Origin of the sequence: Legionella fairfieldensis ATCC 49588 (genome assembly GCF_000621525.1) — a bacterium.
Lineage (GTDB): Bacteria > Pseudomonadota > Gammaproteobacteria > Legionellales > Legionellaceae > Tatlockia > Tatlockia fairfieldensis.
In genome coordinates this window covers 87,797-109,513 of sequence record NZ_JHYC01000009.1, presented here as the reverse complement: position 1 = coordinate 109,513, position 21,717 = coordinate 87,797, and the positions used below count along the sequence as shown (strand labels likewise).

Sequence of the window (21,717 nt, the reverse complement as noted above, 5' to 3'; positions counted from 1 at the left end):
GTCGTTAACAGAGCCAGATAACGGTGTTCTTGCGTTAGCTTTTCCATTTCAATCATTGGTTTCACCTCGGTAGACAAACACACTTGCTTTCTATCACACCATCCGTGGGTTAACTAAAGAATCCGGGACCCGTGGAAGGGGTAGCGTCCTTTTCCTTTCCCTTCACCTGTTCCCTCATTTCTTCCATCATCTTTATCAGAAAATCTATCTTGTTTTTCTGACTATCCAGCTCGGTTTTCTGAGTAGCCAGCTCGGTTTGCTGAACCTTCTCTCTCTCTTTCATCTCAATTATCTCGGTTTGCTGAGCCTTCTCTCTCTCTTCCATCTGAACTATCCGGGCATCCTGAGTCTTTTCCCTCTCTTTCATCTCAACTATCTCGGTTTTCTGAGCCTCTACTTGGGCCTTCAGCACTGCCTCTCTTTGCCGGGCTTCACTGATTTCCTGAGAATGTTGTTTGATGAGAACCTGTTGGTTTTTAAGCAATTCCGCGTTTTCTTCATTTGCTTTTTTAAGTCTCTCACGGGTATCCAATAATTCTTTAACTGTCGCCTCAGGAGAGTTTCGTAACAGAACCAATTCTTCCCGGGTTGCAATCTGTTGTTGATACTTTTTCCCTATTTTTTTCAAACGACTGCCATTTTCAAAAAAACCTGCTTGATGTTCCTCGATCAGCGCACTTAACTCGCTAAAAAAATTAGAAGGAATTTTTTCTGTCGAATAACGCGCAATAAGATCCATGTATTTTTGCGCTTCAGGTCCTCGCAATTTATGACGGTTTACTTGAGTAAAGAAATTATTAATCTTATAACGAATCATATCAAAAAAATTTTTTGAATTTTTCAACCGTTGCTCTTCACTATCTTCAGCATACCATTTTTCAATATAATGAAAAATGTCTTGTTCCAGTTCACGAAGTGCCTGACCTTCACGATCGTAATTGGCAATCTCCTGTTTTTGCTGACATGTATAATAAAACGCCGCGGTGAGCTCTTTTTTGTTGGGGTTGTATTTTTTTGCCTTAAAATTGTTGTCCAGAGAGTTATAAAGCGCGGTGTTACCGTATTGAAGAGCCAGTAAAACCAAATTGCTGCCCGTATGCTCTTCTACGAGATCAACCGATACCAGCCCCTTAAAACGCTCGATGTTGTCTATTGCATTTCTAAACCGTGCGGGAATACCTTGCTTCCCATTCTGCATGATGCTGGTTACTGACTGTTTTAACCATTCCTCTTCTTCCCTTTTATAGTTTGTCCACTCCAGATTATCGCTGGTAACCAGGTAAACCCGGTAGTCGATAAAGTCTTGAAGTGCATCCATGGTGCGATTATATTCTGATTCTAATCGGGGAACCAGGGTTCGCAAGGACTCTGCAAAATGAAGAGACTGAGGAGGGGCATCCAGACAAAAAATCTGACGTATTTTCTCATCGGCCGTTTCGTAAGACTCGGGCAATAATGCCTGGCTTTTCGTCATAAATTCTCTATAAATAGTTTCTTGTAATTCATGAGGAAGAAAATATTCTTTCATTTGTAGCTTAAGGTGTTGCTTGAAAATGTCTTCCAAGCCTTCACGCTTTTCTTGAGTAAATGTGAAAAACAGGGTGCGGTATACAGCGATATCATTACACTGATCACTTTCAAGATGTTGTGTTATGCGTTCATAAAAGTTAAGTAATTCAATCTTCACCGTTGCGATGGCCTGACTTTTAAGATAGTTAATCAACTTGAAATCAAGCTGAATTTCCCCTTGGGCTATTTTGTTTTCGAGCTGTTGCCTTTGGTGGTGCAGCTTATAATCAGAGCGTACGGGGTCTGCGAGAAGAAAATGGATAACCTGATTAAATTGATTTGTCTTTGACCGGATGGCCCACAAGACTAGCTGTTCAGCTAAGGTTCTCTCGGAAGCTGTAGGAAGTTTTTTTAATTCCTTTAATCGTTGGAGCTCTTCGCTATAGGGTCTGAGTTCCTCGGTAAAATCAATAGGGAAATTGTACTCTGACAGAGGGAAGGAGTCGGGCGCATCGTTAGAATTGGCCCTATTTGGAGATTGAGAAGAGCTACTTGAGGAAGAAGAGCTGGCCACATCACCAAAATTGACTGTTTGAGTCACGTCATTTGGAGTAATTAGTAGCGGTAAGGGAATGTCAGCCTGAGGTTGAGTGGATTCATTAAAATTATCCAGCTCAATCGAGGGCGGATTAGAGCTGCTTGCCTGATTTGGCACCGCTTTTTTTCCTTTATCTTTAGAAGAAGAACTTTCATCGCTATACATTTTATATTCCTTTTACTGTGAAAATCAGCGCAAGTTTAAAGGAAATGATTAAAAGATGTCAATAATTGATCTTCATGGTGGAATTAAGAGCAACATAACCGTAAGATTATATTACTAAATTTTTTATACGATGTAATAACCACTATTAGCCCATTCGGTAATTCCCCCATCGAGCGAATAGATTGTGTTATAACCCATTTCTATCAGGCAATTGGCTGCATAAAGCGAACGGACTCCTGCTTTACAATACAAATAAATGGCTTTATCAAGCTCAGGAACCTGGGCTGTGATACGGTGAACCAGCTCATCTTTAGGGATATGCAAAGCGCCAGGAATGTGCAGCATTTGCCACTCATGTAATTCTCTGACGTCAATTAAACAGAGTTGTGGATGGGTATCAAGACGTGTTTTTAACTCATGGACATTAATAATAGTTATTTTCGAATGGCTCATAACGAATTTCTCTGATTAAGAGGTCTTGTCAGGGTTGAATGATGAATGAACCAATAGATGGCTGCTGTAATTACACCGCCGATTAAGGTAGCAAAAGCCCAGGCTGCGGCGGATACTAAAGCGGTTCGTTGACCGGATTGATAAAGATTACCGGCATCCCGTGCGACAGCGCCAGCAAAAAGAACATGTAAAATGGCGTTAATCACTATCAAAAGATACTGAAAGGTGAGAATTTGATTTTGATATAACTGAACAACATCAGCGAGCATTGCAGGGATCCTGACATGAATAGGGTTGTCATCATAACAGAAAATCAGACCAATACGCAGCCTTCCTCGGCGTTATTTGCTATAAACCAGGCTTTCATTCCCTGCCAAACCTGAGTTACCATCGTGATAAATTTATTGCAGGAGTGAGTATGCACCCCAAAGATGTTCCCGTTCCCCATCTAACTACTGCCCATAGTGGACCTTTACACCATGTTGAAAAAGTTATTTTAAGTCAGGTCACTACGATTGAATCCTGGTTCAGACAAAAATGGCAGGAAACACCGCCCCCGCTTACCTCCTCCGTTGATTTGCGTCACGCTGGTTTTAAGTTGGCTCCGGTCGATACTAATTTATTTCCGGCCGGATTTAATAACCTTAATCCGGATTTTTTACCTCTGTGTGTGCAGGCTGTGCAATCTGTTATGGTTGATGTTGTTCCAGATTGTAAGCGAATTTTGCTTTTACCTGAAAGTCATACACGCAACCCGTTTTATTTGCGCAGTTTAACGGTGCTGCGTGATATTTTTATGAAAGCCGGTTTTGTCGTACGCATAGGAAGTTTATTACCCGAAGTGACGGAACCCACCGAATTCATAACTGATGAAAAGGTGACGTTGCTTCTCGAACCTATACAACGGCGCGACAACAGGATTGGATTAGAGGATTTTGATCCCTGTCTTTTAGTATTGAACAATGATTTATCGTCCGGTGTGCCGGCGATTTTACAAGGAATAGAACAACCTATCCAGCCGACTGCCAAACTGGGGTGGAATTCCAGACTTAAATCGAGTCATTTTCATTTTTTTGATGAAGTCGCTGGTGAATTTTCCAATTTGATTCAGATGGACCCGTGGCTGATTAACCCTTGTTTCTCTGCCGTGGAGGGTATTGACTTTATGGCGCAGGAAGGTTTGGATAATTTAGCCGTGCAGGTTGACGAATTGTTAGCCATAATCAAAGATAAATACGCTACCTATGGTATTCATGACAGACCTTTTGTGGTGATTAAAGCAGATAATGGAACGTATGGCATGAGTGTCATGATGGTACATGAGGGAGAAGAATTGCGCCAACTCAACCGTAAACAGCGTACACGTATGGCGGCTAGTAAGGGGGGGCGTAAAGTAGAGCGAGTTATGCTTCAGGAAGGTGTGTACACGTTTGAGACAATGCAAGACGGTTCTGTGGCAGAACCGGTGGTGTATATGATAGGGCAATTTGTAGTCGGCGGTTTTTATCGCGTTCATCAAGGGCGCGGTGCGGATGAAAATCTTAATGCGCCGGGTATGCATTTTGAACCACTTGCTTTTGCGGAAGCCTGTAATATGCCTCGCAATGATTTAGCAATCATGGAGTGCCCGAATCGTTTTTATGTCTATGGTGTAATAGCCCGTTTGGCAGCACTTGCTGCAGCCAAAGAAATTGCTGCCATTGGAGGCGAATGATGAAACTGGCCGTTTTGATGGACCCTTTGCATAAAATAAAAGCTTATAAAGATTCAACCGTAGCAATGATAAAAGCAGCCCAGACTATGGGATGGTCTTCAGTTTATTTTACCCAGCAGGATTTGTATTGCCGGCAAGGCCATGCTTATGCTCAGGTTACTGATATTAAGGTAGGTGATGAAACCACTGATCATTGGGCAACGACAAAAGTGCTCGGTGAGAAGCCATTAAGCGCTTTTGATATCATTTTAATGCGTAAAGATCCTCCTTTCGACATAGAATATATTTACACCACGTATGCTTTGGAGCTTGCTGAACGTGAAGGGGTATTGGTAGCCAATAAACCACAAAGCCTGCGTGATGCAAATGAAAAGTTCTTTACCTTGAACTTTCCCCAATGTTGTCCAGCCACCCTGGTAAGCCGCGATATAAAAAAATTACGCGCTTTTTGGCAGGAGCATAAGCATGTTATTTTTAAACCGCTTGAAGGAATGGGTGGAAGTTCCGTGTTTCAGGTCGATGAAAAGGGTCATAATTTATCGGTAATTTTAGAAGTATTAACCCAGGGACAGATGGTTAGTATCATGGCGCAACAATATATCCCCGAGATTACCACAGCGGGGGACAAGCGTATTTTATTAATTAATGGTGAACCTGTGCCTTACGCGCTGGCGCGCATTCCGGCAAAAGGGGAGTTACGGGGAAATCTTGCGGCCGGAGCGCAGGGTAAGGTGGTGCCCATCACGGACAGGGATCGCTGGCTTTGTCAGCAGATTGCTCCTGCTCTCCGAGCAAAAGGGCTGTATTTTGTCGGGATTGATGTGATTGGTTCTTTTCTCACGGAAATTAATGTAACCAGTCCTACCTGCATTCGGGAAATAACAGCGGAAACCAATTTGGATATTGCAGGTGATTATTTGCGTAGCCTAGAGGCGGTGTTTCACACTGTTAACGATAAAAAATAATTAATTCAGCTATTGAATGTATCTGATATTTATCAGCTTTTTATCCTCATTTTTTGTAAGTAAAAATAATAAACTATATTATAAGTAATAAATGATATAGGTGGAAAGATGATGGGCTTTTCTAAAGGGAAAGAAGAGGATAACTCGAATAGCTTTTTTAAAGCAAGTAAAGACCCTTTCGATAATTTTGATTTTAATCATTTTGATAGGCTTTTTGCAGAAAATGAGTTACTTGCAGAGGTTGGAAAAGGTAAAATAGGGCGTGATGGAAAAGAAATTCAAACTATTCGGGATTTTTTCCAAGAGAATTATTTTCCTGTTCAAATAGATGCTTTCTTATGGGGCTTAGATACTATTCCAGATGAACTCAATTTTACATGGCTATATCACCTTCATTCATTAGCCATATTGAATTTAAAATACGAAGAGAGAGGTACTCTAATCAGGAACGCTGTAAGGCAACAAAAAAGTCGACTTGGATTTCCTGACTCGATAAATCAAATGATTTACGGAGCACAAGACAAAGCTTCGCCTGATGGAATAGACTCTTTAAATAATGAGTTAATTGATGAGTTGGATAATGAAACAAAAGGTAATGTCATATTTCTTTTAACTTCTGGTAGTGATAATTTTGCTAATAATAAGGATCAAAAATGTTTGGTGATTGATGCTAAAGAGGCGAGCGAATATTACAAATTACAAAAACAATTATTTGAATTAGAGCGGGATAATATTAAAAAATTCTGTAACATTTATTCTAATATAGACAGAACTAAAACTATTGCTCAAGGAAGGAAGACTTTCGAGCTTATTTTTAAAAAAGAAGCTGTTGCAGATTTTGATGAAGATCTAGCAAACAAGATGATGGAATGTTTGCCCTTACTGCGCATGAGTGTAGGTTACAAGTTATTAAATGCTAATCCGTTTCAAATTCGCGAGAAAGCAGAAAGACTACTGAAAAATTATAATGATAGTAATAAAATAAATGATGAAGAGAAACTGGATGCTATTATTACTTTAATAAAAGGCTTATTAAATCTTCATGTTTGGCCTGATGGCAATGGGCGTCTCTGTGCGTTTCATTTATTAAATATACTCTTAAAAAAAAATGGTTTTTCAAAACTTGCTTTTCTGGAAAATGGTGCTTTGGATGCTTTCACTAAAGATGAATTAAAAGCAAGAATTAAAAATGGTATGTTAGCTTTTTCTAAAGTTTGCACACAGGCTGGCAGCTCTTTAGTCGCTTTTAGGAAAGAAAATGGATATATATTGTCAAAAGAATCGGAGTTTAGTAAGGCGATTTTGCAAAATAACCTGGAACATGCCAAGAAAATAGTTACCGAAAACCCCGATAAATTAACAGAAAAAGACACGCAGTATCTTGCAAGTTGTAGTGGATTTGATTTTGATTGGTTTTTGAACTTATTTGACAAAGCATTAGATGATAATTTTTTTGAAAAAATGTTTAAATTAGCATTGGATAATGCAAATTCCAATTTATTGATTAGCCTGATTAACTATCTTGTTAAAGAAGATAAATTTTATATCTTATTAGATAAAGAAATTGAAAGACTTCCAACCGAGGAAGAAAATGAGCTAGGGATAGTACCTAAGGAAAAAATAATTTTTCTGATATTAATGAATTGTAATTATAAAATATTCTCTGCGCTATATCCTTGTTTAATTGCTCAACTATCATCTGATGCTTCTTCTGGTATCAATAAATTTAATAAAAAATTAGCAAATATATTGCCTTTTTGTAAAGAGGAACATGTATCAACAAAATTATTGTTGTCTATGGACAATTTTTTCAAAAAATTATTTTTAGAAGATTATGATATAATAGGAGAAAGTCATAGAATTACTGAAAATTTCTTTAAATTTCAAACGCCTTTAGTGGTTAACCAATTTATTGAATCGGGATTTATTGATAAGTGTCCAGTCTCAATTATAAAACAATTAGTTAAATTGATAAAAGAGCGTGATGACTTAACTCTCGAACAAAAAAATTCTATTATTAAACCTCTGCAACTTAAATTTTCTACGATAGATATAACGCCATATACGTCGCCTGACATATCTCCCCTATTAGGGCAATTATCCGAGTTACTTTCCAATGAAGTAGCAACAAAAAATCTTGCAAAGTAAAATGAGAGAGTTGCGTACGCAATGACATTTGACAATGCTCTAAATACATCCTCTAAAATGAAGCTGCCGCCAGGCTTCAAAAAGAATAATAGCCACGGAATTGGATAAGTTAAGGCTACGGTTATCAGGACACATCGGTATACGGATAGTCGTATAGCGGTCTCTTAATTCGGAAGGTAAGCCACGAGTTTCTGGCCCGAACAAAAGCATATCCTCCTCTTGGTAGCTTATCTCATGATAATTTGTTTGCCCTTTCGTGGAACAGGCAAAAATCCGCCGGTGCTCATTTTGGTCTAAAAAGTCTGCTTCGTGTTCATAGTGAATTATGTTGGCCCATTCATGATAGTCAAGACCGGCACGCCGCATCCGTTTATCATCCAGAGTAAAGCCTAAGGGATGAATTAAATGCAATTGTGCGCCACTATTAGCGCACAATCGAATAATATTACCGGTGTTGGGTGGAATTTCTGGCTGATACAGGGCGATGTGCAGCATTTTCGGTAAGACTCATTGAAGGTTGTTTTTGGTTAGAAGGCGTGGGCTTGTCATCAATATAATCACCCCCCACTTCAGCATCCGCCTCATCCACATAACCAGAGGTATCTGTATTGGGTTGTTCCCCATTAATGAGAGAGTTGCGATGTTGCAAATAAGCGTCTCGGATAAAAGTGTATTTATCAAAGGCTTCATCCATTAAAGGTTCGGTATCAAATAATTGAGCGCGTAAATCGACATACCTTGAACCCATTAACGAATATAAAGCAACGCTGCTTGTAATATACGCGTAAGGCATTAACATGTAGTTAAAGGGTAACGCTACGCCATCCCGGATCGTACTTGGGCCTAAGAATGGAATAACAATATAGGGGGATTTTTTATCGCCCCATTTAGCAAAAGTCAAACCTAAGTCATTATAATGAGGAGGCAGGTTAAACGCATGATCCGCGACATCCAATATTCCGGCTATACCAAATGTTGAGTTGAAGAAAAAACGCCAACTGTCTTTAATGGCGTAGCGCCAGTCTCCCTGTAGAAGATCACTGGCCACAGTGGGGATCATGGCTACATTATTAAACGCATTGTTGATGCCTATCCGAACAGGTGCCGGGATGACTGTTTTATAAAGCCGTGCGGTGGGTTTTAACATGGTTGCATCAAAAGCCATGTTAAATTTATAAATTTCCCGGTTAATGGGTTCGTAAGGATCAGCAGGATTGCTGCCTTTATGCATGCAGGCTGACAGTATTAAAGAGCTTACCAAAGTCGACAAAGTGACAATTAAGCGCATGATTGTTCTATTTTTTGAGGATGAAAATTGATGTTACACCACTTTATTCGTATTGAAAACAGGGATTTAAAATTGCAATAGAAAAGTAACAGGCCCCTCATTACATAAATGGATTTGCATATCAGCGCCAAATTGTCCGCTGGCAACGGGTGAATATTTTTCACAGGCCAAGTGGATCAACTGCTCAAATAACAGTCGGCCCTGTGCGGGTGGTGCCGCTTTACTAAAGCTTGGGCGCAAGCCTTTCTGCGTATCGGCCATTAAAGTAAATTGAGGTACAAGCAAAAGCCCTCCCTTCATCTCTTTCAGGCTATGATTCATTTTTCCTTTTTCATCATTAAAGATGCGATAATTTAAACATTTTTCCAACATCCGTTGCAGAGTTGCTTCAGTGTCCTGCATTTCAAAACCGCAAAAAATCAATAAACCGCGCTCGATTTTTCCTGTTATCTGCTCATTAATAATAATCCATGCTTCACTCACTCGTTGTACTACAGTTAACATAATTTAAACTCCTGCCAGTAAGATCTATTCTTCTACGAATATTTTTTCTTAATTCGACTTAAACTGGCATGGTTTGGAATAGAGTCTTTCCATGTTAGCCCACAAAACCAGCGGTAACTAATATCGTAATAAATTTCTTGAACAAGTCGCCTTGTTGATTTAATTGCAAATAAGAGATTAATTAACATCATTCTAAAATACAACTCTGGAGGAATAGATGGTCTACCGTTATTCTGGCTATAATATTTCTCTGTTAAATCATTTACAAACGAGAAATGGATGTGTTTATTAACTTTTCTTAATAAATGATCTTCAGGTATCAATTTATCCAAAATTAAATAATCAGGAGCATTTGTTTTATCGAGAGAACGACCTTGCATTAACATCTTGTATTTCAGTAAACATTATGATGACCATATAATGGTTAATAACATGCAGGTGAAAAACTTTATTTATCAATATGCTTTTTAATTTATCCAAGGATTGTGAGAATTTATGACTAAACACATTCGGCACGAATTGCCCCGAGCTCAAATATTAGCAGAGCGAGCTTTTGCTTCAATTGAGCGTTTTCTACATATCGAAGCCGTTAGTGGTATTGTTCTTCTTATCGCAGCAGCTATCGCATTGATATGGGCTAACTCTCCTTGGGCAGCGAACTATAAAAATTTGTGGCATGCACCATTTTTAATCGGGTTAGGTAAATTTGAGCTTTCATGGCCTCTACATTTTTGGATCAACGATGCTCTAATGACTTTTTTCTTTCTTGTTGTGGGAATGGAGATTCGTCGTGAAATTCATGAAGGAGCATTAAGTAATATTAGGCAGGCGATGCTTCCAATGATAGCTGCATTGGGTGGTGTAGTTGTACCTGCATTGATTTTCCTTGGGTTTAATTCTCAGCCGATACTGCAAAATGGGTGGGCGGTACCGACAGCCACGGATATTGCATTTGCAATTGGTGTGCTTGCATTGTTGGGTCGTTCCATCCCTGGAAATATTCGAATATTCTTACTGACTCTGGCTATCATTGATGACATTGTTGCTGTGTTTATTATCGCACTGTTCTATTCAGGCGGTCTTAATTATGCAGGCTTTCTGATTGCCGGTTTAGGTATTCTATTGGTGTTGGGTTTTCAACGCATTGGTATAGGCTCAGCATTTGGTTATATTATTCCGGGAGCCATTATCTGGATTGGAATGTTGATGACTGGTGCTCATCCCACTTTGTCAGGTGTTGTGCTTGGCCTGATGACGCCTACAGTATCGGTAGGTATGTCGGAGCGTCCTTTAGATATATTGTCACACATTGCTAATGAACTTACCGGCCAAAATATAAAAATGGAAGACGAACATAAAATGGCGCGGTCGCTTCGGAAGCTTCGGCTAGCCCAGAGGGAATTGTTACCCCCTGTGGTTCGGGTGCAAAGAGCTTTACATCCATGGGTTGCTTATGGAGTAATGCCATTATTTGCGTTAGCAAATGCTGGTGTCGGCATGAGTAGTGGTGTTTTCTCTGGGGATAATGAGCTAAAAATTATCATTGGTGTTGCTATAGCCTTGGTGCTCGGAAAGCCTGTTGGGATTGTAGGCATGGGTTGGGCGTCTGTACAGATGAGATGGTGTAAATTGCCCCCTGATATGACTTGGAAGGGTATCGGGTTGGTTGGTCTTCTCGCAGGTATCGGATTTACTATGTCTATATTCATTGCAATGTTGGCTTTTAATGATGAGAATTTGCTTAATGCGGCTAAATTGGGTGTGTTAGTTGGTTCATTTACTGCTGCCGTATTAGGATTAACTTGGGGTAAAATTTATATTAACAAAAATAGTTTATGATAATTTGTACTTTTTGCTCTTAGAAGCGGATATCGAGGTTAATTGCTGACAAATTCAGCGATACCTCCTCTTGTCTTCCAATCCCCTTTAAGTTTGCTGGATGCTCGCAAAGTCCACGTGCCCAAGGTATATTGGTATCGTTAAAAAGCAACTTAAACTTACGGTTGGAAAAGTTCATTCGTTCAAGGAGAGCGTTTAATGCGAGTTAAAGCGGCAGTAGCACACAAAGCGGGTCAACCACTAACGATAGAAACGGTTGATTTGGAAGCACCCAGAGCAGGTGAAGTGCTCGTTGAAATCAAAGCTACCGGCGTTTGTCATACTGATGCATTTACTTTGTCCGGAGATGATCCGGAAGGACTTTTTCCGGCGATTCTTGGCCATGAAGGAGCAGGGATTGTCGTTGAAGTGGGTTCTGGTGTTAGTTCCTTAAAGCCAGGTGATCATGTTATTCCGCTTTATACGCCAGAGTGCCGGCAATGTGAGTATTGTCTTTCGCAAAAAACCAATCTTTGTCAAGCCATTCGTACCACCCAGGGGCAGGGTCTTATGCCGGATGGCAGTAGTCGTTTTAGTTTGAATGGAGAGCGTGTGTTTCATTATATGGGCACGTCTACCTTTGCCAATTACACGGTACTGCCTGAAATTGCGCTGGCAAAAATTCGTGCTGATGCCCCTTTTGACAAGGTTTGTTACATCGGTTGTGGCGTTACTACCGGTATTGGTGCCGTTATTTACACGGCCAAAGTACAGCCCGGCTCAAAAGTCGTTGTATTTGGTTTGGGCGGAATTGGCCTGAATGTAATCCAGGGAGCCAGGATGTCAGGTGCGGAGCAAATCATTGGTGTCGATATCAATGCTCAGCGTCGGCCTTTGGCTGAAAAAATGGGAATGACTGATTTTGTGAATGCAAACGAAGTTAAAGATAACATAGTGAATCATTTAATCGAACTAACCAAAGGCGGTGCGGATTACAGTTTTGAGTGTGTCGGCAATGTAAAATTGATGCGCCAGGCTTTGGAGTGTTGCCATAAAGGCTGGGGGGTTTCAACTATTATTGGCGTAGCAGGCGCTGGTCAGGAAATTTCTACCAGACCTTTTCAGTTAGTTACCGGACGGGTTTGGAAAGGTTCTGCTTTTGGGGGTGCGCGAGGACGAACGGATGTACCTAAAATTGTTGATTGGTATATGGATGGTAAAATAAAAATTGATGATTTAATTACTCATGTTTTACCTATAGAGCAGATTAACGAGGCTTTTGCTTTAATGCATCAAGGCGAGTCAATACGAACGGTAGTGACTTTTTAAGCAGGGAAGAATAATGACGTTTGAACTGATTGAAGAACATCGATGTTTTGAAGGCTTGCAGCGCATTTATTCCCATGAGTCTTTAGCCACAAAGTGTACCATGCGTTTTGCCTTGTTTTTACCCCCTCAGGCTACAAGGAAGAAGGTGCCTGTATTATATTGGCTCTCGGGGTTAACCTGTAATGAACAGAATTTTATTACCAAAGCAGGCGCGCAACGAGTGGCTGCGGAATTAGGTTTGGCGCTTGTTGCTCCTGATACCAGTCCGCGCGGCGTTGACATATCGGATGAGCAGATTGATTATGATTTTGGCCCAGGGGCGAGTTTTTATATTGATGCCCTTCAAAAACCCTGGGCGAAACATTACCAGATGGCACGCTATATTAGCGAGGAACTTCCCTCCTTACTTAATCAGCATTTCCCTCTTGATGCAAGGCGCACAGGTATTTTTGGTCACTCCATGGGAGGACATGGTGCATTAACGTTGGCAATAAAAAACCCAGGGCAATATTCATCCGTTTCAGCGTTTGCCCCTGTCTGTGCACCCATGCAATGTCCGTGGGGGCGAAAGGCTTTTACAGGCTACCTGGGAACTGATCAACAGGTTTGGAAAAATTATGATGCTTGTGAATTAATTAAAAATAATGGTTGGCCGCATGGACCTGTTTTGATTGATCAGGGAACAAAGGACCCTTTTTTAAAAGAACAATTAAAACCGGAATTATTTGAAGCAGCCTGCCAACAGGCAAAGGTCAATTTAAATTTACAGCGGCGAGAAGGGTATGATCACAGTTATTATTTTATAGCGTCTTTCATCGAAGATCATTTGCGTTTTCATGCTGCCTTATTCAATCAATTAAAGTAAGACAATATGGTATTTACAGTAGATAAGCGTATTAGCGAAAGTTGTATTTATTTAGGTGACTGGCCGTTATCCCGACTTTATTTTAAAAAAGAAGCACATTTTCCCTGGGTGATTTTAGTGCCTCGCGAAGAAGATATTAAGGAACTCTATCAACTCTCGCCAGCAAAACGTCGAACAATGATTGAGGAAATTGCGAAAATGTCGCAAATCATGGAGGACTATTTCAAACCTGATAAATTAAATATAGGGGCTTTAGGCAATATTGTATCGCAGTTGCATATTCATATTGTTGCTCGTTTTGAAAGTGACAGTGCCTGGCCACATAGTATCTGGCAACCTGATTTGGTTGCTGCCGATTATCCAGAGGAAATTTTAGAGACCTTGACTTCCGATTTAACCCGGCAGATAGTCAGGGCTTCAGCGCAATTTCCAATGATTTAATACAAAAGTTAATATAATCTTCATAATTCTGTTCATCTTTTATAAATGAGTTAGGATCAAGTGCTGTAGAACTAATGATGGAAAGAATGAGAGTAACTATCCATTCCGGTTTTAAACTTGCGGAGATATCGCCCGATTGTTGATAATGTTTTATTAACCCAATCCATTCTTGCATGTCCCCGGAATTGGTTACGCCAATGGTTTGGTTCGTATTATGTTCCAGACGCTGCCAATTAAGCATACGGATAAGATCGGAGTTATTGCGATAAAATGCAATATTACGCTGAAATAATTCTTTTAAGCATAATTCCCAGGATAAATCACTATCAGGCAGATTGCTTGTTTGTTGATTCGCTTCCTCCACAATGCGTTGTTTTACCGCAAGCCATAATTGCTCTTTATTTCCAAAATGATGAAATACGAGACTATGGTTGACTTGCGCCAGTTTTGTAATGGCACCAATAGACGTTCCTGAGAAGCCGTGGGCAGCGAACAATTTTTTTGCTGCGTTCAAAATGTTTTCTTTAGTTGATTTTTTCATAAAATATTTATTGACTAATCAGTCAATTTTGTTTAAAATTATTTCATATCTGATGAGTCAATTTTAGTAGTATATTTCCCTGAATGTAAACAGGAGTGAAAAATGAATGCAAAAGTAACTTATGAATATCATCACATCGGAATCCCTACTTCGATTCCGCAGCCTGATGAAAAATACAGTTCGACATTTAAAATGTATACAACGAAAGGTAATAACCCTTTTCGGATCCAATGGCATCGATTTGAAGAAGGTTGTCCTTTGCATCCTCTGATTCAAAAAGTGCCTCATGTGGCGTTTAAGGTATCGAGTATCGATGAAGCAATTCGGGGAAAAACGGTATTATTAGAGCCTTATTATCCCTTTGAAGGCTTTCGCGTCGCTATAGTGGAGATCGAAGGAGCACCGGTAGAGTTTATTGAAACATCACTTAGCGAACAGGAAATATGGCAGGATGAACACCTTAACTCCGTGATTTACCCTGAATCGAAGCGGGAAAAATAGAGCTGCGCCAGGCTGATGCGGGCTTTATAACAATGGTGTTGAAAGCCACTCTGTGGAGTGGCTGAACAATGCAAAAAATTAACTTTCTTTATCCTCCCTTTTTGATGCGAATCCATCAGAAATATTTTATTTAGTATATACTTAGATTAATTCTCTTGGGATTAAGGAGGGCATTGTGACCCCTAATTCTTCATTGGCCAATCACCTTCTGATTGCTATGCCCTCGTTAACCGATCCTGATTTTGAACGCTCCGTGATTTATATTTGTGAGCATCATATTAATGGCACTGTCGGTTTAATTATTAATAGACCGATGCAATTCCCGTTGGGAATAGTTTTTGAGCAGATGGAGATTGAACCTATCCGGGTTGAGCAAAATCAAATGCCTTTGCTTTACGGCGGGCCTGTACAGCCGGAGCGTGGGTTTGTGATTCATCGCCCTCTTGGCGGATGGCGTTCCAGCCTGGCTTTACGTGATGATGTGACGGTTACGACTTCAAATGATATTATTCGCGCGATAGCTGCTGATAAAGGCCCCAAAGATGTTTTAATTACTCTGGGTTATTCGGGTTGGAATGAAAATCAATTAGAACAGGAAGTGATGGACAATCATTGGCTGGTTTGTCCTTATAAGTCCGAAATTCTTTATGAAGTGCCTTTTTCTGAGCGCTGGGAATATGCCGGTTTGTCAATTGGTGTGAAAATGAATCAATTAACCAATAATATTGGTCATGCCTGAATTTTATATTCATTAAGGAAAAGGTTGTATGGTTGCTGGTGTGTATCTGGGATTTGATTTTGGTTATAAACGAATCGGTGTTGCTGTAGGCCAACAAATTACCTGTAGTGCCAGACCACTATCAACTTTGGACGCAAAACAAGGTACTCCTGACTGGGATTTGTTGGGAAAAATGATTAATGAATGGCATCCGCAAGCTTTAATCGTGGGTTTGCCCACCTGTATTGATGATAGTGAACAATATACAACGGCTGCGGCACGAGGTTTTGCGCGCCAACTGCGCAAGCGTTTTTCATTACCCGTCCATTTAGTCGATGAGCGTTTATCCACTGTTGAAGCTCGTGCCCAGTTGTTTGCCGCTGGCGGATACCGTAAAATCAAGCAATCTCAGGTCGATAGCTTTGCTGCTTGTATTATCCTTGAGCAATGGCTGCAATACCCCAAGTGAAAATCATGAATCATTTTTTAGAAATCAGCCAGCTTTCTCCTCAGCAAATTAATGCATTAGTGAGTAGAGCTATTCATTTTAAACGCAGTAATGAATACCCTCATTATTCCTGTCATACGGTTGCTAATCTTTTTTACGAAAATAGTACTCGCACACGCGTCAGTTTTGAATTGGCAGCAAAAAAATTGTCGATGTCTACTATCAATCTTGATTTGCAGTACTCCTCGGAAACAAAGGGAGAAGCCATTGAAGATACACTCAAAACGCTTGCTGCTATGGGAATTGATTTTTTTGTAATAAGACATCGTCAGGAAGGTCTGCAACGGACTTTGGCAGAAAAATTGACTGAACGGGTCCACATTATTAATGCAGGCGATGGGCAACACGCGCATCCCAGCCAAGCCCTGCTTGATTGGATGACTATTGTAGAAAACAAGCCAGATGCTACTTCTCTTAAGATTGCTATTGTAGGTAATATTCGTCATTCGCGCGTCGCCAATTCTTTTCAGTCTCTTTGTGCTACTTTAAACGTTGGTGAATTGGTTTTTATTGCTCCCCCAATCTGGCAACCGCAGAACGTTCATTATGGTCGGCTGACTGCGTCTTTACAAGACGGGCTAACTGATGCGGATGTCATCATCTGTTTAAGAGTTCAACAGGAACGTTTACTTGAAGAAGAGCGGTTAGATTTGGATTATTATTATCGTCATTATGCATTAACCGAAAAAACCCTTCGCTATGCAAAACCCGGAGCAATAGTCATGCACCCTGGTCCTGTAAATCGAGGCGTTGAAATTGACAGCTCTGTTGCTGACGGTGTGCAGTCTTGTATTTTACAACAAGTGACTAATGGCGTTTTTATGCGTATGGCGATATTGGAATTATTGGTCTGATTTTGTAAAACAGCAAAGCATCCGTTTCGAAGGCGTTGTCCGATCTTTCAAGGCTTCGAGATAACGCTGACGCGCTTTCTCGGCCTGAACGATACATGACAGCTATGGCTTTACAGCCCAGCCTCCGCCTTGCTAAAAGTAATTAAGTGAAACATTTGGCAATACGTTGTAGAAATAACATAACCTATCGCAACAAAGGAAATGAATAAGCCTCGGGTTCATAAGGAGTATTGTTTCCTATAGGTTTATTGAGGTGCTTGCAGTGTTTGCTTAAAAGACAAGGCTTGCTGTAAGGCAGTCAATTCAACCGTTTCAGCCTGGTTCATGTCGGCAATGGTTCGGGCTACTTTGAGTAAACGGTGATAGGCCCGGGCAGATAATTTAAGTCGTTCCATTGCCTGGCCCAAAAAATCCTGTTCTTTTTGACCCAGCGCGCATACTTTTTCACATTCTTTTGCCCCTAGTTGAGCATTGACACAGGCTTGACGCGTTATCTGCAAATGGCGCATTTTTGCAACTTGCTGGCGAATTGTCTCGCTTTCGCCGCCTTCTGTCAGATTGGGTTTAATTAATTCAGCTTGCGTTAATGCTTGCACCTGAATTTGCATATCGATTCGATCGAGCAAAGGTGCTGAGAGTTTAGCCAGATATCGATTGATGCGGTCAGGAGTGCATAAGCAATTGGCCTGCGGATTCCCCCATTGACCACAAGGACAAGGATTCATTGCCGCTACCAGTTGAAATTTTGCCGGAAACTCGGTTTGCACTGCTGCTCTTGAAATACAAATATTACCTGATTCCAAGGGTTCTCGTAATGTTTCTAAAACATGTTTATGAAATTCAGGTAATTCATCAAGAAACAAAACACCGTGATGGGCCAGCGATATCTCACCGGGTTTCGGAGGATTACCTCCCCCCACCAGAGCAACGGGTGAGGCCGTATGGTGTGGGCAGCGAAAAGGTGGTGAACGCCATGCGTTAAAATCAGGCATGCGTCCCTGAATAGAGTTGATAGCAGCACACTCCAATGCTTCCGTTTCAGAAAGTTCAGGTAATAAAGTATTGAAACGCTTGGCCAGCATGGTTTTTCCACTTCCTGGAGGCCCGCTTAGCAAAATACTGTGACCGCCGCAAGCAGCGATTTCCATGGCACGTTTGGCGTGATATTGACCTTTTACATCGGACCAATCCATAGAATGGGCATTTCGATGACCTTCCGGCCGTGTTGATAGAGTCTGTAAGGGGATATCCTGGCAAAGATAGTTACAAACTTCGCGTAGATTGTGGGCAACATACACGCCTTTATATCCGGCAATCGATGCTTCTTCAGCATTAGCCGTAGCGATAATCAACTGTTGTTCATCACGATGGGCAGCTAATACGACAGGAATGATGGCAGAGACACCGCGCAAATTGCCACTTAGTGCCAGTTCAGCAATAAATTCATGCGTGCTTAATTTTTCGGCGGGTATTTGCCCTGAGGCCGCAAGAATACCAATAGCAATAGGTAAATCAAAACCGCTTCCTGATTTAGGCAGATTGGCGGGAGCAAGATTTACGGTAATGCGACGGCAAGGAAATTCAAACTGACTATTAATAATTGCACTGCGTACCCGGTCCTTGCTCTCTTTTACTGCTGTTTCGGCAAGTCCTACAATGGTAAAACCAGGTAAACCATTCGATAAATGAACTTCAACTGAAACAGGGGATGCCTGTATGCCTAAGGCAGCGCGCGTTTTGCTAAAAGCAAGATTCATAATTCTTCCTGATTATTAGCGCATGAAACTTGTTTCAAGTATCTGACGCCAGATTGGACTTTTTTATATTTTATAATAACAGGCGCTTAAGACAACGTCTTTTTTCCTTTTGCTGCGATCAATGCATCTACCTTTGCCTGTAGTTCATCAAGTTTCTCCCGGGTTCTTCCCAGTACTTTGGTTTGTATGTCAAACTCTTCCCGAGTAACCAAATCCATACGGGCAAAAGTGGCTTGAAGAATATCTTTGAATTTTTGTTGAATTTCTTTTTCAAAATCCTGCAGACTGGCAGGTAAACTGGCAAACAGCTTTCTTGCTAAATCGTCAAATTGCTTTGGATCAAACATTACTAATCTTCCTGCTTGTTAAGAGTTGCTGAAGATAGTCTAGCAATGCTTGAAGGTCAATTCCAGCGATTTTAACCAATGAATGGAGCGATGAGGTTAATTAACCAGCTCCTGGTTAATAAATAACCATTCATCTTGGCTGACCGGTAATACAGACAAACGATTTCCTTTCCTTAACAAAAGCATGTTTTTAAGTTCAGTATAATGTTTTAGAGTATCAAGCGGGATAAGTTCCTTAAATTTTTCTTTAAAGCGAATATCTACCATAAACCAGCGCGGATTGTCCGGTGTACTCCGTGGATCAGGGTGTTCGCTGTCAGGATCATAGGCGGTGTAATCAGGATAGGCATTGCTGACCACTTCTGCAATACCAATAATGCCAGGAGGATTACAGTTGGAATGATAAAAAAATACCAAATCACCAATGGACATTTCATCACGCATAAAGTTGCGCGCCTGATAATTGCGCACTCCATCCCACGGAGTAGTCTGGTGAGGGGAGGTCCGTAAATCATCAATGCTAAAACAGGAAGGTTCTGATTTCATTAACCAGTATTTCGTCATTTCTTACTCCAGTAGATTGTGTTGGGGGTGATGACAGCGGTGAGCGGCACATCCCAGATTGAAGGCTCTATGTAGGGATAGCGCTGGAATTCGTAAGCAACGCCTATCAATCCTGAATGTTCTCTTTTAGCCAAAGTCCGATCATAATAACCTGCTCCCATCCCCAGACGCGTACCATAATCGTCAAAGACAACCAAAGGCAGAAAAATAAGATCAAGTTGTTGAGGAGGAATAGCGAGTGCTTTATCGACATTGGGTTCTTTAATGCCATAGCGGTTTTCGCTAAAAGCGGTTGCAGGGGTAGCGGGTAAAAATAACAGCGTTTTATCGTCGTTAAGCACTGGAAAATAGCAATATTTCCCATGTAAAGGGGCTGAGTTCCATATGGCTTGCAAATCAATTTCACCATTCGTAGCCTGATAAAGCGCAATGCGCCTTGCATAACGATATTGATCAAGTGCACGGATTCGAGCGCAAATTCGTGTGGATGCAGCCTGCTGAGAGGCCGGAGATAAACGTTCACGCACCTGTCGGCAACTACGCCGTAGAGCAAATTTTAATTGATTAGACATGATAATTGTCTTCTCCCTTTCAGGGATTTGTTAGTAGATGCTTGATGAGTGATTCAATTCACTCTCAAATGCGTATTATATATGAATTATGAAGGAATTATCTAATGGGTTGATGCGCAATATTTTGCTTCCCTGCGTGTCGATTCTTATTTCATCTCTAATCGCCGTCTAGAGGGTTTCTTGTCTTCCTCATCAGGCTTTTTTCCAAAGAAAGCAGGTCTTTTAGCGCCTCTTTCAGGTTCAGGTTTATAGATATGTTTTTCTTCAGCCTTACCTTGCTTTCCTAACTTATCTTTTGTTTCCTCATCGAAGAAATCTCCTAGCTGTTCTTCAACCTGTTTAAAGTTAATCCAATGAGATTGAATCCGGGTTTTTCCCTGCTCTTCGAGTTCTATTATTTCACTGAGTTGAAAAGGTAAATTTTCATGTAATGCGATAATACCAAGTGGCAGAATTAATGCACTAAAATCAGGTTGAAAATCACCACTTTTATTGTTAATTTCTTTTAAAATCCATTGGTTATTTTGCGTAATGAAAGTCAGGTCTCCAGCTGCCAGACATATTGCGCTTGTTCGCGGTTGAAAGGTTAATTTCCAATGTGCTGGTATGGTGGAATTGTTAGCGACGCCCTCGGGCGCACACCAAAGCTGATATTGGCTATCAACCAAAAAGCGAAGCTTTATTTCATCAGACTGTTTTGAGCGATTTTGATCTATTTCTTGAGTTAGAGTTATAAGACTAATGATCTGGGATAAAGGATATCTGGTGACCTCACAATCACGTGTGATCGGTTTTCTTTTATCCACGCCTGCTACTATTGCTTTGAAGGGCTTTTCCTGATATTTGGTGCCAAACAGCGTTTTCAATTCTACTGGTAGTTTCGTTTCGCTTTGATTTATCAATTCCTCTTCTTTATGTGGAATGGAGGGAAACATGGGAAGAGCCTGTTTCGGGGATTTTTGGTTGTGATCTTTATTGGAGATCGCTTTTTGACTTAAATCGTGACGGAACATGTATTAAAACCTTACAAAAAATGAATGCACTCCTTTGAAACAAGCAACTTCCTGTTTTGACGAATAATAACATAACCCGCGTAAAAAACGCGTAGCTGTTTAAATAAGTCAATTTGTTTTCATTATTATAAATTAATTAACTCAATGAGTAAATAATTATCATTAACTGAAGAAAAAATTACTGAACCGCAACGAAAATTTTTTCTAACCATCTAGGCATGATAAGAAAAATAGGGTATATAAGCTGTCAATTTACGAGAGCTTGCTGCAGGACCGGTTTTTAACACGTGTTCTGAAAATAGCAAAGTGTGGAAGTGAGTTAAACCCTGAGAGGATAACATGAGTGATATGTTTGAAGACGAGGATGATCTGACTGAGCCTCACGCATTTATAACTACCGAAGACGATATTGTTGATGTGGATATCGATGTTGATGTTTTGAATGAAGCGTCTACTTTAGATGCGCGTCGCCGTCTGGAAAATATGTTAGAGGAAAAACGGTTACGCGATGAACTTGATGATTTTATAGATTATTAATTTCATAC

24 protein-coding genes and 1 pseudogene are annotated in these 21,717 nt (G+C 40.6%); 12 read left to right on the top strand and 13 right to left on the bottom strand.

What is annotated here, in order from left to right; genetic code table 11:
* Positions 1-109: 109 nt before the first annotated feature.
* The 3 genes from T345_RS0103555 to T345_RS0103545 all read right to left on the bottom strand — a co-directional run bounded on the left by T345_RS0103555 (position 110) and on the right by T345_RS0103545 (position 2,994).
* Positions 110-2,272: a hypothetical protein gene (locus tag T345_RS0103555; protein ID WP_028388141.1), complete on the bottom strand. Its 2,163-nt coding sequence runs from the start codon at positions 2,270-2,272 to the stop codon at positions 110-112.
* 123 nt (positions 2,273-2,395) lie between these two features.
* Complete coding sequence (locus tag T345_RS0103550) at positions 2,396-2,725, bottom strand: rhodanese-like domain-containing protein (RefSeq protein WP_028388140.1); 330 nt, start codon at positions 2,723-2,725, stop codon at positions 2,396-2,398.
* A complete protein-coding gene (locus T345_RS0103545) occupies positions 2,722-2,994 on the bottom strand; it encodes a hypothetical protein (protein ID WP_028388139.1) in 273 nt (90 codons plus the stop codon). The genes T345_RS0103550 and T345_RS0103545 overlap by 4 nt, the downstream gene beginning before the upstream one ends.
* A gap of 149 nt (positions 2,995-3,143) precedes the next feature.
* On the opposite strand from T345_RS0103545, the gene gshA reads away from it, so the two are divergent.
* From gshA to T345_RS0103530, 3 genes are all read left to right on the top strand, one after another.
* Positions 3,144-4,439: a glutamate--cysteine ligase gene (gene gshA / locus T345_RS0103540; protein WP_028388138.1), complete on the top strand. Its 1,296-nt coding sequence runs from the start codon at positions 3,144-3,146 to the stop codon at positions 4,437-4,439.
* Complete coding sequence (gshB, locus tag T345_RS0103535) at positions 4,439-5,404, top strand: glutathione synthase (RefSeq protein WP_028388137.1); 966 nt, start codon at positions 4,439-4,441, stop codon at positions 5,402-5,404. The genes gshA and gshB overlap by 1 nt, the downstream gene beginning before the upstream one ends.
* A 108-nt stretch (positions 5,405-5,512) precedes the next feature.
* Positions 5,513-7,552 carry a Fic family protein gene (locus T345_RS0103530; protein WP_028388136.1) on the top strand — a complete coding sequence of 680 codons (2,040 nt, stop codon included), beginning with the start codon at positions 5,513-5,515 and terminating at the stop codon, positions 7,550-7,552.
* A 39-nt stretch (positions 7,553-7,591) separates the two neighbouring features.
* Here T345_RS0103530 and trmL read toward each other — a convergent pair whose 3' ends face one another.
* The 4 genes and pseudogenes from trmL to T345_RS0103510 all read right to left on the bottom strand — a co-directional run.
* Positions 7,592-8,047: a tRNA (uridine(34)/cytosine(34)/5-carboxymethylaminomethyluridine(34)-2'-O)-methyltransferase TrmL gene (gene trmL / locus T345_RS0103525; RefSeq protein ID WP_028388135.1), complete on the bottom strand. Its 456-nt coding sequence runs from the start codon at positions 8,045-8,047 to the stop codon at positions 7,592-7,594.
* On the bottom strand, positions 7,998-8,840 hold the full coding sequence (locus T345_RS13445) for an MlaA family lipoprotein (protein ID WP_084273724.1): 843 nt from the start codon (positions 8,838-8,840) through the stop codon (positions 7,998-8,000). Before T345_RS13445 ends, trmL begins: the two co-directional genes overlap by 50 nt.
* A gap of 66 nt (positions 8,841-8,906) precedes the next feature.
* Positions 8,907-9,344, bottom strand: coding sequence for a D-aminoacyl-tRNA deacylase (gene dtd / locus T345_RS0103515; RefSeq protein ID WP_028388134.1), 438 nt, complete (start codon positions 9,342-9,344; stop codon positions 8,907-8,909).
* Positions 9,345-9,379: 35 nt separating this feature from the next.
* Positions 9,380-9,724, bottom strand: a pseudogene (locus T345_RS0103510) (IS1182 family transposase); the annotation flags it as partial.
* Positions 9,725-9,839: 115 nt separating this feature from the next.
* Here T345_RS0103510 and nhaA point away from each other — a divergent pair.
* From nhaA to T345_RS0103490, 4 genes are all read left to right on the top strand, one after another.
* Positions 9,840-11,183 carry a Na+/H+ antiporter NhaA gene (gene nhaA / locus T345_RS0103505; RefSeq protein ID WP_028388132.1) on the top strand — a complete coding sequence of 448 codons (1,344 nt, stop codon included), beginning with the start codon at positions 9,840-9,842 and terminating at the stop codon, positions 11,181-11,183.
* Between the two features lie 198 nt (positions 11,184-11,381).
* On the top strand, positions 11,382-12,491 hold the full coding sequence (locus tag T345_RS0103500; RefSeq protein WP_028388131.1) for an S-(hydroxymethyl)glutathione dehydrogenase/class III alcohol dehydrogenase: 1,110 nt from the start codon (positions 11,382-11,384) through the stop codon (positions 12,489-12,491).
* A gap of 13 nt (positions 12,492-12,504) precedes the next feature.
* The gene (fghA, locus tag T345_RS0103495; protein WP_028388130.1) at positions 12,505-13,356 is read left to right on the top strand and encodes an S-formylglutathione hydrolase; all 852 of its coding nucleotides are present in this window, start codon (positions 12,505-12,507) and stop codon (positions 13,354-13,356) included.
* A 6-nt stretch (positions 13,357-13,362) separates the two neighbouring features.
* Positions 13,363-13,797, top strand: coding sequence for an HIT domain-containing protein (locus T345_RS0103490; RefSeq protein WP_028388129.1), 435 nt, complete (start codon positions 13,363-13,365; stop codon positions 13,795-13,797).
* Here the strand turns inward: T345_RS0103490 and T345_RS14500 are convergent.
* Positions 13,766-14,338, bottom strand: a complete 573-nt coding sequence (locus T345_RS14500) for a TetR/AcrR family transcriptional regulator (RefSeq protein WP_051555115.1) — start codon at positions 14,336-14,338, stop codon at positions 13,766-13,768. The genes T345_RS0103490 and T345_RS14500 overlap by 32 nt on opposite strands.
* A gap of 102 nt (positions 14,339-14,440) precedes the next feature.
* On the opposite strand from T345_RS14500, the gene T345_RS0103480 reads away from it, so the two are divergent.
* The 4 genes from T345_RS0103480 (at position 14,441) to T345_RS0103465 (ending at position 16,919) form a co-directional block, all read left to right on the top strand.
* Positions 14,441-14,839 carry a glyoxalase/bleomycin resistance/dioxygenase family protein gene (locus T345_RS0103480; protein ID WP_028388128.1) on the top strand — a complete coding sequence of 133 codons (399 nt, stop codon included), beginning with the start codon at positions 14,441-14,443 and terminating at the stop codon, positions 14,837-14,839.
* Positions 14,840-15,014: 175 nt separating this feature from the next.
* Positions 15,015-15,578, top strand: a complete 564-nt coding sequence (locus T345_RS0103475; protein ID WP_028388127.1) for a YqgE/AlgH family protein — start codon at positions 15,015-15,017, stop codon at positions 15,576-15,578.
* A gap of 28 nt (positions 15,579-15,606) precedes the next feature.
* Positions 15,607-16,026 (top strand): Holliday junction resolvase RuvX, encoded by a 420-nt coding sequence (gene ruvX, locus T345_RS0103470; protein WP_028388126.1) that lies wholly within the window; start codon positions 15,607-15,609, stop codon positions 16,024-16,026.
* Between the two features lie 5 nt (positions 16,027-16,031).
* Positions 16,032-16,919, top strand: a complete 888-nt coding sequence (locus tag T345_RS0103465; RefSeq protein ID WP_028388125.1) for an aspartate carbamoyltransferase catalytic subunit — start codon at positions 16,032-16,034, stop codon at positions 16,917-16,919.
* 245 nt (positions 16,920-17,164) lie between these two features.
* Here T345_RS0103465 and T345_RS0103460 read toward each other — a convergent pair whose 3' ends face one another.
* From T345_RS0103460 to T345_RS0103440, 5 genes are all read right to left on the bottom strand, one after another.
* The gene (locus T345_RS0103460) at positions 17,165-18,676 is read right to left on the bottom strand and encodes a YifB family Mg chelatase-like AAA ATPase (protein ID WP_028388124.1); all 1,512 of its coding nucleotides are present in this window, start codon (positions 18,674-18,676) and stop codon (positions 17,165-17,167) included.
* 86 nt (positions 18,677-18,762) lie between these two features.
* Entirely contained in the window at positions 18,763-19,023 is a 261-nt protein-coding gene (gene ubiK, locus T345_RS0103455) for a ubiquinone biosynthesis accessory factor UbiK (protein WP_028388123.1), read from the bottom strand.
* A gap of 96 nt (positions 19,024-19,119) precedes the next feature.
* A complete protein-coding gene (locus T345_RS0103450; RefSeq protein ID WP_028388122.1) occupies positions 19,120-19,587 on the bottom strand; it encodes an EVE domain-containing protein in 468 nt (155 codons plus the stop codon).
* A complete protein-coding gene (locus tag T345_RS0103445) occupies positions 19,584-20,159 on the bottom strand; it encodes a 5-formyltetrahydrofolate cyclo-ligase (RefSeq protein WP_028388121.1) in 576 nt (191 codons plus the stop codon). The genes T345_RS0103450 and T345_RS0103445 overlap by 4 nt, the downstream gene beginning before the upstream one ends.
* Before the next feature lie 146 nt (positions 20,160-20,305).
* Positions 20,306-21,172, bottom strand: coding sequence for a hypothetical protein (locus T345_RS0103440; protein ID WP_028388120.1), 867 nt, complete (start codon positions 21,170-21,172; stop codon positions 20,306-20,308).
* 339 nt (positions 21,173-21,511) lie between these two features.
* On the opposite strand from T345_RS0103440, the gene T345_RS0103435 reads away from it, so the two are divergent.
* On the top strand, positions 21,512-21,709 hold the full coding sequence (locus T345_RS0103435; RefSeq protein ID WP_028388119.1) for a PA3496 family putative envelope integrity protein: 198 nt from the start codon (positions 21,512-21,514) through the stop codon (positions 21,707-21,709).
* Positions 21,710-21,717: the final 8 nt, after the last annotated feature.